At 63.3% G+C, this 13,372-nt stretch carries 7 protein-coding genes and 1 pseudogene; 3 read left to right on the forward strand and 5 right to left on the reverse strand.

The genetic code is table 11. From position 1 onward, the window contains the following. Window positions 1-3: 3 nt before the first annotated feature. The 5 genes and pseudogenes from KR541_RS02280 to ychF all read right to left on the reverse strand — a co-directional run bounded on the left by KR541_RS02280 (window position 4) and on the right by ychF (window position 9,204). A complete protein-coding gene (locus KR541_RS02280; protein WP_050013059.1) occupies window positions 4-5,271 on the reverse strand; it encodes a DEAD/DEAH box helicase in 5,268 nt (1,755 codons plus the stop codon). 11 nt (window positions 5,272-5,282) lie between these two features. Further along, window positions 5,283-6,365, reverse strand: coding sequence for a Fic family protein (locus KR541_RS02285; RefSeq protein WP_050013058.1), 1,083 nt, complete (start codon window positions 6,363-6,365; stop codon window positions 5,283-5,285). 298 nt (window positions 6,366-6,663) lie between these two features. Then, window positions 6,664-7,251: a tyrosine-type recombinase/integrase gene (locus KR541_RS36990; protein WP_425542615.1), complete on the reverse strand. Its 588-nt coding sequence runs from the start codon at window positions 7,249-7,251 to the stop codon at window positions 6,664-6,666. A 48-nt stretch (window positions 7,252-7,299) separates the two neighbouring features. Continuing rightward, window positions 7,300-7,821: pseudogene (locus KR541_RS36995) on the reverse strand (tyrosine-type recombinase/integrase); the annotation flags it as partial. A 288-nt stretch (window positions 7,822-8,109) separates the two neighbouring features. After that, window positions 8,110-9,204, reverse strand: a complete 1,095-nt coding sequence (ychF, locus tag KR541_RS02295) for a redox-regulated ATPase YchF (protein ID WP_050013056.1) — start codon at window positions 9,202-9,204, stop codon at window positions 8,110-8,112. Between the two features lie 246 nt (window positions 9,205-9,450). Between ychF and KR541_RS02300 the strand changes: the two genes are divergently transcribed. The 3 genes from KR541_RS02300 (at window position 9,451) to KR541_RS02310 (ending at window position 13,356) form a co-directional block, all read left to right on the forward strand. After that, on the forward strand, window positions 9,451-10,629 hold the full coding sequence (locus KR541_RS02300; RefSeq protein WP_050013055.1) for a UbiH/UbiF family hydroxylase: 1,179 nt from the start codon (window positions 9,451-9,453) through the stop codon (window positions 10,627-10,629). Window positions 10,630-10,719: 90 nt separating this feature from the next. Further along, complete coding sequence (locus KR541_RS02305; RefSeq protein ID WP_050013054.1) at window positions 10,720-11,448, forward strand: DsbC family protein; 729 nt, start codon at window positions 10,720-10,722, stop codon at window positions 11,446-11,448. A 105-nt stretch (window positions 11,449-11,553) separates the two neighbouring features. Then, window positions 11,554-13,356: a M61 family metallopeptidase gene (locus tag KR541_RS02310; RefSeq protein WP_050013053.1), complete on the forward strand. Its 1,803-nt coding sequence runs from the start codon at window positions 11,554-11,556 to the stop codon at window positions 13,354-13,356. Window positions 13,357-13,372: the final 16 nt, after the last annotated feature.

Below are 13,372 nucleotides of genomic sequence, written 5' to 3' on the forward strand. Positions count from 1 at the left end.
TTCTCATAGTCCCAGCAGACGGCCCAAACGCTGAAACAGCATCGGCCAGGCGTCGGCGTCGGCAGGGAAGCGGATAAAGGTGTAGCCGCGGTCTTCCCAGGTGGCCTGCAAATCGCGCGGGGTATCGGGCAGGGCGATGGCGGCGTAATGGTCCGGCCAGTGCAGCAAGGCGAGGCCTTCGATTTCCACGCTCGCCGGATGCGGGCCACTGGGCAGATGCATAGCCGCCGCCTGACGCCATTGGCCTGCCCAGCCAGACAAGGCTTCCGGCTCGGCGGGTAGAAACGGCTCGGCCTCTTGCTGCTGGGCAATGGCTTCGACCTGGGCCAGGCGCCAGAGAATGCGAACCGCCTCGATGTTGCGCCGATCGATCAGTTCGTGGTCGGGCTGGTTGTAATAGGACAGCAGGCAACGGTAGCAACCCGCGACACAGCGGGTATCCGGCTGTTCCTGGCGGCTCTCGAGGGCCGGCCATTCACCACCGTCAACCGATACGTCGTAGTGCATGATGCGTAACGCATGGCGCGCAGCCTGTTGCAGCGCCAATGGATCGTTGACCAGCCGGGTAAGCACTCCAGCGCCGCCTTCGGTCGCTTCATAGAACAGCACACCGTTGCGGTGGCGAAGATCGGGTAACGCCTCGGCCAGCAACTCGGTCTCTTCGAGTTGGAAAGCCGCTTCAATACCGCGCTTGAGTGCATGCTGCAGAGTGACGAAGGTCTGTTCGTCCCAGGCGCCGCAAGGTTGCAGCAGCAGGGCGTTCTTGTGATCCTGGACGTAAGGAACCACGCGTTGCGGCGGCAGACGATCCCCTTCGTTGGCAGTGTTGGCCGAACGGCGCTCCTCTCCCTCCCACCACCCTGTCCGAGAGTTGATGAAGAAGCCGAAGTCGTTCGGTTCTCGGCGCCGACGCAATCCCTTGTTGATGCGGGTAATGGTGGCGCCAGCACCGTAGCGTAAAGTGCATATTCCTCCGTCACCGTCTTTGGCCAGCACGGTGCGCACGTCGATGTTGCGATTGCGGATCGCCCAGCGGAAGGTGGTCTGCAGTTCAAAGGCTTGGCGCTGTCGTTCCTCGTCATTGGCGGTGATGCGTTCGGTGGGCTCTGTATCAACGTTGTCGATGCGATACAGGCTATTGATCTTCAGCGCATCCAACAGCGATTGGCCACAGGCATGGCAGTCGTTCCAATAGGATTCGAAATGCGCGGCGCCGCAGTTCGAGCAGATGCGTACCGACTGGGTACTGAGCGTGCCGCCGGCGCTGCCGGGATCATCGGACGACAATGCAATGCGAGCGCGTACCACCCTGTAGGCGCGGCCTTCGTGATACACCAAGCTGCGAGGCCCGAACTCGGAAAGTGCCAGAAAGCGTGGACGCTGGAGGAAGGTATTGCCGCCCCGCACATCGGCTCGGCCAGGGACATAGGCCATCAACGGCAGTCGCGGAAAGTTGTAGCCCGGCAGAAAGCCCTCGGTGGCGAGATAACGGTAGGTGTAGAAATCGCTGGAGAAGGAGTCTCGGCCGTGCAGGAGCAACTCGATCTGATCCGACGCCTGCCGCCAACGGCGCTTGGCGTCATCGCGCTCGCGCTTATCGGTAATGGCATAGTTGTTCAAGGTTTCATTGGCCAGGCGCTTCTGCCGTTCCGCCGAAGTGAATAGATCGCGCCAGCGATTGAAGGCACGATGGAAGGCTTCCGGTGCCGATGCAATGGCCGCCTCGGCATAGGCTTGGCAGTCGGTGAACCACGGAGCGCGCTCTGGCGTCAGGTGTTCCTCCACCATTCGCAGCACGTTGATGGCTTGCCGGGTCGCCTCGGTTGTCACCCCTTCCTGACCCAAGGCTCCGACGATGTGCGCCCGCACGGGCAGTTGCGGCACGCCAGGATCGACGATGTTGGAAATCGAGCTGTCGAGCTCCTTGCGGCTAGCGGCCAGCCAGACAGCCTGAAGATGGCTCTGAATCAGATCCTGGTTGGCCAGATCCAGCAACGGCGCTTTGACCACGCCATGCACCATGGCGGTGGGTTCACGGAAGAAATACTGATCGTGCGGGCTGCGCGCGGCGCAGTAGGTCATTACCAGCGCCGCCTGGCCACTGCGACCGGCGCGACCGGCGCGCTGCACATAGTTGGCTGGCGTGGGTGGCACATTGCGCAGGTATACGGCATTGAGCGCCGAGATGTCCACGCCCAACTCCATGGTCGGTGAGCAGAACATCAAGGGCAGGAAGCGTGTAGGCTCGCCCTGCTTGTGCGCGATATCGTGCAGTTCGCCGTCTTTCAATGCGTCTCGCTCGCTGCTGCCGAAGCGAAAGCGGCTTTCGCGTAGTGCACGCAGTTCACCATCGACCTGGGCAGTATGTTCGCGCGCTTCCAGCCCAAACAGGAAGCGATCGCATTGTCCGAGTATCGAGGCGATGGCTTGGTATTGCTGTTTGAAGAACGCGTTCGGCCGCGTGCCGGACGTGTCGCCCAGATGAAATTGCACTCGGCCGGCATTGAGCCGGAAGCCTGGCACGTTGAACAGAGTGTGTTCATCTCTGCGAATGAAACCATCCTCTTGTGCGGCGCGGATCATGGCGTTTAGCAAGGTCTGATAGTCGGCACGCCGCAAGTTGGCCGCCGCCGACTGCCCCCATACGGCCGAGTTGCGCAGACTCTTGCCCAGGACCGTCTGCAGCCCGCCGCGCAGCACCAGTTCTTCATCCTTACCGCGCAATGCGTTCGCATTGGGAGGCTGAAGAAATAGCCAGCGCCAGCCGAGCAGGCGCTCTTCCCGACCAATGCCCCATGGATTGCACAGCAAGCGCAAGGCTTCATCCTTGCGCTGCTGCAACAGGTTGGGATCGAGGGCAGCGGCATCCACCGCCAGTCCTTTGCGCATGTAATCGAAGAGGCAGCGAAAGGCCTTTTCACGGGCCAGCGGCGTCGCGTTTCGCAGCAGGTCAGGCCCTTTGTCGAAACGCACCGCCTCACTGCAGAATGCCCGCAGGCCGGAGTAGTCCACTTCCAACAATCCCAGTTCTTCCAGGTTGGGATTGGTGTAGCGCCAACCGCGACGCTGGTCAAACCAGGCTCGGTACGCAAGCACGAAGCGCAAAGCTTCCTCCGCATCAGCCAGGTTCCGGCCGACCGATTGCGGCTCCTGCATCCACTCACCACGGTGACTTGCTTCCGGGGTTTCCGTCGCACTCAGTGGCTGATCGAAGCCTAGGGCAGCACGTACGGCCGCCCCCAGCTCGCTGTCGCTCAAACCCGTTGTACCCGCCTGTACCAGCGCTCGATAGATGGCGCCGCGCAACAAGCTGACGAAGGTGAAGTCATTGAAATGGCCAGCCTGAAGCGCTGCGTCCTGGCGGTTGTCGGTGAAGCCCAGCAGTTTTCGTTTGTCGGAACTAATAGATGGCTGGCCGTGCATCCAGCGCAGCGCACTGGTAGTCAGCAACGTAGTCGCCGAGCTTCGCCCTTCCGCAGACAGTGCCGAAAGACGGTTGCCGTCCTTGCCCTGAGCGCCATGTACCGTGCGGCAACGCAGGCAGTAACGAAACTTGCCGGGCAAGAACCAGGCCTCCTGGCCTCGCCCGACTTTGCCATTGCCTTGAATCGACAGTTGCTCGGCCTCCAGGCGCTGATGAGTGCGCTTGAATCTCACCTCACCATGCCGTGTGGTCTCAATCCATGACTCGGGATAGTCCTCCACCTTGCCCGTGAATTCGATGGGATCGTTGGCGTTCAGGGGCAGCAGGAAGCCCAGCCGTTCGCCAATGGCATCCTCTTCGACTTCGGAGGCGTCCGTGTCGTCATCCCGCATTTTCGGCATATCGTCGATGTCACGGGCCAGCACCTCCCAACCTGTATCGTTCCGGCGCATCCTGACCGGATGGTACTCCTGCCCACAATCTCGGCAGAAGTGCGTGGAGTACAGCCTTTTTTGCTCGTCTCCAGGCAGAAATTGCTGTCCCTCCAACTCGACCGGACGTGTTCCAGGAGCGTCAAGGGTAGTGAACACGACGCCAGCACCGCTGATGAACTGGTGGAGACGAAAAGCGAAGAACGCTTTTTCACTGCCCCGTCCGTCGGCACTGCGCTCCTTTTCGGGCTGGGCTGCCAGCAGCAGCATGGCGCGCAGCATGGCACCCGCAGCCACCTCGTCCCGACCCGCCTCTTTGGCCAGGAGCTCGGTGGCCTTGGCAAAGGTCAGCGGATTGGCACGTACCCATTTCCCCCCTTGTTCGCGCGTGATGCCAAGGCGTGTTTCCACCCAGATGGCTAAAGGATGCTGCTGTAGCGTGGCATCATCGGCATGTGAGGGAACGCCCGCGTCAATGGCGGTGCCCAATTGCGGCCTGACCGAGTCAGCAGTTTCGGATGGCTCGGTAGCCCGTTCCAGATCTTCGGTGACAACATTGAAGGGAGATATCTGGGTTGCGAACAAAGTGGAGGCAACGGAAGCGACTTTTTGATTGCGACCTTCCTGGCTGCCGCCCGAGGCCATCGTGGCTGACGTACCGATGCACTGCAGATGCTCCGGCGCCAGCCGTTCTCGAACACGCCGCACCAACATGGCTACGTCGGCGCCTTGCCGCCCACGATAGGTATGCAGTTCATCGAGCACCAGAAACTGCAGACCGGCACAGTTGGTGATCACTCGACTGTCGGTCTCATTCTGCCGGGTCATGAGCATTTCCAGCATCATGAAGTTGGTCAGCAGAATGTCGGGGGGGTTGTCCCTGATCCGATCGCGTTCTTCCTTGCTTTCCTGGCCGGTATAGCGCGCAAAGGTTACCGGGCCATCGTTGCCAACGAACTTGATCAGCTCTTCGCGCTGACTGTTGGCCAGCGCGTTCATCGGGTAGATCACAATGGCGCGTGTTCTAGGCGCGCTATCGTGGGTCTTGGCGCGTAGCACCGCATCCACGATCGGGATGAAGAAGCACAACGACTTGCCCGAGCCGGTTCCCGTGGTCACCACGTAACTCTCGCCCCGAGCGGAGAAAGCGATCGCCTGTTCCTGGTGGGTGTAGAGGTCGATGGGAAACAATGCAGCCGTTGCCGGCAAAAGCTCGTTCGTCGCGGCAAGCTGCTGCACCGGGCGCCCTTGCCGATAGCGTGGATTGATCTGTATCAGTGGCTCCGGCCAGTAACGGCCGTCAGCATATGCCGCATGAACGCCGGTCTGAATGTCTTCCGCTCGTATGGACGTGAAGGAACGCGCAAACTTGCTGTAGTCCGCGATTAACTGGCTTCTGAGTGAGAAAACGTCCATCGTCTCGTCCTCTATTGATCTTCGTTGATCGTGCTACCGCTGCCGCCAGCGCTGACGCGCTTCCATTTCGCGCCACGCCCCTTGCCCGTTGATTCGATCAACTGCTCCGATTTCATCGCCCGCAGCACCAGCCGCACCATGTCCCGGCTTACGCCTGGGCAAGCTTCTTCAATCTCGGAAATCGAAAACGGCAGGGTGCGTCCCAGGACTTCTGTGCGCACCCGGTCGCCTTTACTACCGCGACCGCGCTCGATGGTACCGACGCGCTCCTCAAACTCGCGGTAGGCCCGTAGCAAGGCTCCCCAGAAGTAATCAAGCCACGGTTTGACATCGTGCTGCCCCTGATGCCAGCCCTGCGAGCTGGCTTCCAGCGTCTCGTAATACCCTTCCTTGGTTTCCTCGAAGATGCGTTCCAGGCTGATGTAGCGGCCCACGGCATAGTCGAAGTGGTAGAGCAGCAGCAAGGTCAGCAAGCGGGACATGCGGCCATTACCATCAGGGAAAGGGTGGATGCACAGAAAGTCGAGCATCGCCAGCGGCACCAGCACCAGGGGATCGACCAGGTGCTGATCCAGTGCGGTCGCGTAGTACCGGGCCAGATCGGCCATGGCCATGGGCGTCAGGTGCGCGGCGACCGGCTGGAAGCGCAGCCGTGACGTGCCGTCCGGATGGCGTTCGATGATGTCGTTGTTGGTGGCTTTCCAACGCCCGCCCGCCTGCGGCATATAGCGGTACAGCAGGGTGTGCAGTTGCAGCACTACGCCCTCGTTGAAGGACATGTGCGTGGCGGACTCGTGGATCAGCGCTAGAGCGTCGCGATAGCCAGCGATCTCCTGTTCCGAGCGACTCTTTGGTGTTGCGTTGCGGATAACCAGAGACTTCAACCGCGAGGGCGCGACGACAACACCTTCTAGCCGGTTGGATGACTCGGTGGACTCGACCACCGCGATCTGCCGCAGCCCCTTGAGGACTTCTGGCGACTGCGCGGCGTATAGCTGCTGCTTGCCCTGGTACTCGCCCAGTGTGCGCAACGTGGCCGCCTGGGTGCCATCGAACCGAAGCGCGGTGAGGTACTCGAGTGTGAGCGAGTGCATGAAAATGTAAGCTCAGGCTGTGTAAATGGGGTAATCATAGCCATTAAATGGGGTATTGTGTCAAAAAATACCTCATTACCATCATTTGACTACCCCGTTTCCTGAACGCAGAACAGGCAATGCAAGAAGGGGCGGAGCCTGAGTGCCAAAGAAATAGGCAATTAAGTTTCGGATTACCCCTTTTTTCTCTTGATTACCCTGTTTCCAGTGTCCAGCCCTCGGCAAAGGCAAACGGCAAGGGAACGGTACCCAAGGGACAACGGCGCTACCCAGAAAAGGGAAGGGCTGCTCCTGCCCACTAGCTACGGCAACATCCCGCCAATGCCATACCGCTGTCCTCCGCCGCACTCAGATAGTTCGCCCAGTCCTGCAACAGCGTCCGCCGCTGATCCAGCAACAGCGCCTTGTTATAGGTTGCCCGAACCTTGTTGCTTTCCACATGGGCAAGCTGCCGCTCAATCGCATCAGGCCGGTATCCGTTCTCGTTGGCCCAGGTCGAAAAGGTCGTCCGCCAGCAATGCGGCGTCGTGCCCCGGCCCAGATTCATGTCGCGCATCGCGTAGGTGAGCCGGTTGGGCGTGGTGAAGCCCTGGCCGCTCCGGTGTGGGAACAGATAGCGCTGACCTCCAGTGATGCGCTGCAAGTCTTTCAGTGCTGCAACGGCCTGCGTAGATAGCGGGCTGACATGATCTCGGCGCGCCTTCATCTTGGTCGCAGGCCTACGCCACAGTGCATCCTCAAAGTCGAACTCGTCCCATTCGGCATCAGCAGCTTCCCCAGGACGGCAAGCGGTCAGCGCAATGAGCCGCAGGCACAGCGCGGTTTCGGGGTAGCCCCTGTAGCCGCGCAAGGCCAGATGGAACGACTGAATCTGCTCGCGCACCATCGCTGCCTTACTTTCGCTGACCGGCACGCGTAGCAACCCGCGTAGGCTGGGAATTGGATTGGCCTCGACCAAACCACGCACCACCGCGAACTCAAAGATCGCCGACAGATCGCCTTTGACGTGAATGGCCGCCCAGGCACCGTGGGACTTGCAGTCCTCCAGCAGCGGGCGAATCTGCTTGACGCTAATGTCGCTCATCGGCATCCCGTCGAACTTGGGGGACAGGTACTTCCTGATGCGAGATTCTTTCGTGCGGTAGGAGCTGGGTGCGAAAACCGGCTTGATCTCGGCCAGGTACGCCTCCGCTACCTTGGCGAACGAGCTTGCACGGGCGCGCTTGCGTTCTTCCAGCGCTTCCAGGTTGCTTTGTTTGACCCGTTGCCGCTCATGGGCTGGGTGAATGCCTTGTTTGACGAGTGCACGCGCCCGTTCTCGGGCGGCGCGCGCGTCTGCAAGACTTATTTGGGGAAAGCTGCCGATGGCAAAGAGGTTCTCTTTGCCTTGCAGGCGGTATTTCCACCGCCAGAGCTTGCCGCCGGTTGGCTTGACCAGCAGGAACAAGCCCCCGCCGTCTGAAAGTTTCTAGTCTCGATCAGTCGATTTGGCCGACCTGATCTTGGCGTCGGTGAGTAGATTCTCGGGCATCGTTGGACTCCACTGCGGGGAAAAGTACCCCCACGGTTGAACACGAGTACCCCCAACGCTACCCCCGAATTTTTCAGACCTCGATGAACAATAGGAACGCTCAGCAGACCGTATTGTTTGGCAAGCCCTTGATTTGAAAGGACTCACTCAGTCCGCCGAGCGCTACTGAGCGCTCCTGAGTTCAGAAAAAATCGTCAGACGTTGATCACACGTTTAAACGTTGAACAGGAAGTTCATCACGTCGCCGTCGTGCACGACATATTCCTTCCCTTCCGCGCGCATCTTGCCGGCTTCCTTCGCGCCTTGCTCGCCCTTGTACGTGACGAAGTCGTCGAACGCGATCGTCTGTGCGCGGATGAAGCCGCGCTCGAAGTCGGTGTGGATCACGCCGGCCGCCTGCGGAGCGGTATCGCCGATATGGATCGTCCACGCGCGCACTTCCTTCACGCCCGCGGTGAAGTAGGTCTGCAGGCCGAGCAGCTTGAAGCCCGCGCGGATCACGCGGTCGAGGCCCGGCTCTTCCATGCCCATGTCGGCAAGGAACGCTTCCTTGTCCGCGTCGTCGAGATCGGCGATTTCCGCCTCGATCGCCGCGCACACGGCGACCACCGGCGCATTTTCGCTTTCCGCGTACTTGCGCACCGCCTCGAGGTGCGGGTTGTTCTCGAAGCCGTCGTCCTTCACGTTGGCGACGTACATCGCCGGCTTCGCGGTGATCAGGCAGAACGGCTTGATCAGCGCTTCTTCGTCGTCCGACAGCGCGAGGCCGCGCACCGCCTTGCCCTGGTCGAGCTGCGCGCGCACCTTTTCGAGCACCGCGACGAGCTTCGCCGCTTCCTTGTCGTTGCCCGACTTCGCCGCCTTCGAATAGCGCGTGAGCGCTTTCTCGATGGTGCCGAGGTCGGCGAGCGCGAGTTCGGTGTTGATCACTTCGATGTCGTCGATCGGGCTGACCTTGCCGGCGACGTGAATGACGTTGTCATCCTCGAAGCAGCGCACGACGTGCGTGATCGCGTCGGTTTCGCGGATGTTCGCGAGGAACTGGTTGCCGAGGCCTTCACCCTTGCTCGCGCCCGCGACGAGGCCCGCGATGTCGACGAACTCGACCACGGCCGGCACGACGCGCTCGGGGCTGATGATTTCGGCGAGCGCCTTCAGCCGCGTATCCGGCACTTCGACGATGCCGACGTTCGGCTCGATCGTGCAGAACGGGTAGTTCTCGGCGGCGATGCCGGCCTTGGTCAGCGCATTGAACAGGGTGGACTTGCCGACGTTGGGCAAGCCGACGATGCCGCATTTGAGACTCATGGAATCCTTCGGACGGGTGAGGCGGCGCGGCCGGACAGGGCACGGCGGCGCGGGAAAAAGGGCGGCCGGCGCGTGGAGCGCGGCGGGCCGACGGTCAAAGACGCTATTGTACCGTGCCGGCGCTCCGGATTCCGGGCTTGCCGCCGAACGGCCGATGCGGCGGGCCGCCGCGCCGGCGCACCGGCCTGCGATTCTGCTGATTTCCCGCAAAGTCCGGCCGCGTAAGGGTTTGGCCCCGCGGCTATAATGCCCGCCATGACTGCCCACCACTCCTTCGACGTCGCCGTGGTCGGCGGCGGGCTCGTCGGCAAGACGGCCGCGCTCGCGCTGACCCAGTCCGGCTACAAGACCGCCTTGCTCGCCCAGCCGGCCACGCCGCGCCCCGCCGATCTCGCGTTCGACACGCGCATCTACGCGCTTTCGTCCAGTTCGCAGGCGTTGCTCGAGCGGCTGCGGGTCTGGCAGGCGCTCGACCACGGCCGGCTCGCGCCGGTCTACGACATGCGCGTGTATGGCGATGCGCATGCCGAATTGCATTTCTCCGCCTACCAGGCGTCCGTGCCGCAGCTCGCGTGGATCGCCGAATCGTCGCGGGTCGAGGCGTCGCTCGACGCCGCGCTGCGGTTCCAGCCGAACCTCACGTGGTTCGACGCGCGTGCGCAGGGTTTCGACGTGCGCGACGACGCGGCCGTGCTCACGCTGTCGTCGGGGCAGGTGCTCGAAGCCGATCTCGTCGTCGGTGCCGACGGCGCGCATTCGTGGGTGCGCTCCCAAATGGGGGCCAGGGTAGAGCGACGCGACTACCGGCAAACGGGCGTCGTCGCGAACTTCAAGGCGTCGCTGCCGCACCGCGAGACGGCCTACCAGTGGTTCCACGAAGGCGAGATCGTCGCGCTGCTGCCGCTGCCGGACGGCCACGTGTCGCTGGTATGGTCCGCGCACACCGCGCATGCGGACGAACTGCTCGCACTCGATCCGGCGCAGCTCGCGGCCGAGGTCGAGCGCGTGTCGCACGGCCAGGTCGGCACGCTCGAATGCGTGACGCCGGCCGCCGGCTTTCCGCTGGCGCTGCAGACGGTCGACAAGCTGATCGCGCCGCGCGTCGCGCTGGTCGGCGATGCCGCGCACCTGATCCACCCGCTCGCCGGGCAGGGGATGAACCTCGGGCTGCGCGACGTCGCCGCGCTTGCCGACGCGATCGCGCGCAAGGAAAGCTTCCGCAACCTCGGCGATCCGGTGCTGCTGCGCCGCTACGAGCGTTCGCGCCGCGAGGACATCCGCGCGCTGATGGTCGCGACCGACGGCCTGCAGCGGCTGTTCGCGGTGCCGGGCTCGCTCGCGAAGGCGGTGCGCAACGCGGGCATGGCGTTCGTCGGCGCGCAGCCGCTCGTGAAGCGCTGGCTCGTGTCGGCCGCGCTTGGGTGATCGAACCTTCTGCAACAGCGCGGGTCGGAGACGGTTCCATAACGGCGTACACTGTGCCGTGCACTCCGATTGAGCTGAAGGAAGATTTCGATGAAAAAAACGATCCGCATCGCATCGCTGGCGCTGGCCGTCACGATGGCGACGCTGGGCTGCACCGCGCAGGCCGACCAGACCACCGACAAGCTGAAGGCCACGCTGCAAGCCCGTCTCGGCAGCGACGCGCCGATCAAGAGCGTGTCGAAATCGCCGGTTGCAGGCCTTTACGAAGTGAACCTCGGCTCGCAGATCATCTATAGCGACGCGGCAGGCGACTACGTGCTGCTCGGCGATCTCGTCGACACCAAGTCGCACAAGAACCTGACCGACGCCCGCCTGTCCGAAATCAACAAGATCGACTTCGCGAGCCTGCCGTTCGCGAATGCGATCAAGGTCGTCAAGGGCAACGGCGCCCGCAAGATCGCGGTGTTCTCCGATCCGAACTGCCCGTACTGCAAGAAGCTCGAGACGACGCTGCAGTCGGTCGACAACGTGACCGTCTACACGTTCCTGTACCCGGTGCTGTCGCCGGATTCGACCGCGAAGTCGAAGGCGATCTGGTGCGCGACCGACCGCGCGAAGACGTGGGAAAGCTGGATGCTCGACCACCGCGCGCCGTCCGGCGCCGGCACGTGCGACACCACCGCGCTCGACAAGAACCTCGCGCTCGGCCGCGGGATGAACGTCACGGGCACGCCGACGATCTTCCTGCCGGATGGCCGCCGCCTGCCGGGCGCGGTATCGGCCGACCAGCTCAACCAGGCGCTCGCCTCGAGCAAGTAACCGACTGCACGCCGGGCGCATGGCCCGGCCAGCGAGGGGCGCCCGCATGATCTGCCGGCGCCTCTCTTCGTTTTCGCCGCCGTATTCGACCGACCGATTGCCACGATGACCCAGCCGATCCGCTATTCGATTGTCCCGAAAGATCTTGCCGCGCACCTGTTCGAAGTGACGGTGACGGTTGCCGATCCCGATCCCGACGGCCAGCGCTTCTCGCTGCCGGTATGGATTCCGGGCAGCTATCTCGTGCGCGAGTTCGCGCGCAACATCGTGACGCTGCATGCGTTCAGCGACGCGGGCCGCAAGGTGCGCATCGCGAAGACCGACAAGCACACGTGGCAGGCCGCGCCCGTCAGCGGCGCGCTGACGCTGCGCTACGACGTCTATGCGTGGGACCTGTCGGTGCGCTCCGCGTATCTCGACGATTCGGGCGGCTTCTTCAACGCGACGGCCGTATTCCTGAGCGTCGCCGGCCGCGAGGCGGCGCCGTGCGAAGTCGATATCGCGAAACCGGCCGGCCCGGCGTTCCGCACGTGGCGCGTCGGCACGTCGCTGCCCGAGGCGCGCGGCACCAGGCGCTACGGTTTCGGCGCGTATCGCGCGGCGAACTACGACGAGCTGTCCGACCATCCGGTGACGATCGGCGAATTCGCGCTCGCGACGTTCGACGCGCACGGCGTGCCGCACGATATCGTGATCGCCGGGCGCGTGACGCAGCTCGACCTGGAGCGGCTGCGTACCGATCTGAAGCGCGTATGCGAAGCGCAGATCGCGCTGTTCGAGCCGAAGTCGAAGAAGGCGCCGATGGATCGCTACGTGTTCATGACGCTCGCGGTCAGCGACGGCTACGGCGGCCTCGAGCATCGTGCGTCGACCGCGCTGATCTGCAACCGGACCGACCTGCCGGTGAAGGGGCGCCCGGAAACGACGGAAGGCTATCGCACGTATCTCGGCCTCTGCAGCCACGAGTACTTCCATACGTGGAACGTGAAGCGCATCAAGCCGGCGGCGTTCGTGCCGTATGACCTCACGCGCGAGAACTACACGTCGCTGCTGTGGCTGTTCGAAGGCTTCACGTCGTATTACGACGACCTGATGCTGGTTCGCAGCGGGCTGATGTCGCAGGACGACTATTTCGCGGCGCTCGGCCGCACGATCGGCGGCGTGCTGCGCGGCACGGGCCGGCTCAAGCAGAGCGTCGCGGACAGCTCGTTCGACGCATGGATCAAGTACTACCGCCAGGACGAGAACGCGACCAACGCGATCGTCAGCTATTACACGAAGGGCTCGCTCGTCGCGCTCGCGTTCGATCTCGCGATCCGCGCACAGACGCGCAACCGGAAGTCGCTCGACGACGTGATGCGCGTGCTGTGGCAGCGCTACGGCCGCGATTTCTATCGCGGCGGCAAGCAGGCGGGCGTGGAGGAAAACGAAGTCGAGACGCTGATCGAGGAAGCGACAGGCGTCGCGCTCGGCCGCCTGTTCGCCGACGCCGTGCACGGCACGCGCGACCTGCCGCTCGCCGAACTGCTCGCGCCGTTCGGCGTGACGCTGGCCCCCGACGTCGCGCTCGGCGCGGCCGCGAAGCCGACGATCGGCGCGCGCCTGCGCGGCGGCGCGGACTGCACGTTGGCGGCGGTCTACGAAGGCGGCGCCGCGCATCGCGCGGGATTGTCGGCCGGCGACACGCTGATCGCGGTCGACGGGCTGCGCGTGACGGGCACGAACCTCGATGCGCTGCTCGCCCGCTACCGGCCGGGCGACAAGGTCGAGGTTCACGCGTTCCGCCGCGACGAGCTGCGCACCGCGAAACTGAAGCTCGACGGGCCGGACATCACGCGCTACCGGCTGACGGCGGCCGCGAAGCCGGCCGCGGCCACGAAGGCCCGCGAAGCGTGGCTGAAGGGGTAAGCGTACGAAAGCGGGT

The sequence above is a fragment of the Burkholderia sola genome, assembly GCF_905400185.1.
GTDB classification, from domain to species: domain Bacteria; phylum Pseudomonadota; class Gammaproteobacteria; order Burkholderiales; family Burkholderiaceae; genus Burkholderia; species Burkholderia sola.

Bases quoted from the DNA above. Each gene is read 5' to 3' on its own strand.
- KR541_RS02280 (WP_050013059.1), bottom strand. From the start codon at position 5,271: ATGGACGTTTTCTCACTCAGAAGCCAGTTAATCGCGGACTACAGCAAG.
- KR541_RS02285 (WP_050013058.1), bottom strand. From the start codon at position 6,365: ATGCACTCGCTCACACTCGAGTACCTCACCGCGCTTCGGTTCGATGGC.
- KR541_RS36990 (WP_425542615.1), bottom strand. From the start codon at position 7,251: ATGGTGCGCGAGCAGATTCAGTCGTTCCATCTGGCCTTGCGCGGCTAC.
- ychF (WP_050013056.1), bottom strand. From the start codon at position 9,204: ATGAGTCTCAAATGCGGCATCGTCGGCTTGCCCAACGTCGGCAAGTCC.
- KR541_RS02300 (WP_050013055.1), top strand. From the start codon at position 9,451: ATGCCCGCCATGACTGCCCACCACTCCTTCGACGTCGCCGTGGTCGGC.
- KR541_RS02305 (WP_050013054.1), top strand. From the start codon at position 10,720: ATGAAAAAAACGATCCGCATCGCATCGCTGGCGCTGGCCGTCACGATG.
- KR541_RS02310 (WP_050013053.1), top strand. From the start codon at position 11,554: ATGACCCAGCCGATCCGCTATTCGATTGTCCCGAAAGATCTTGCCGCG.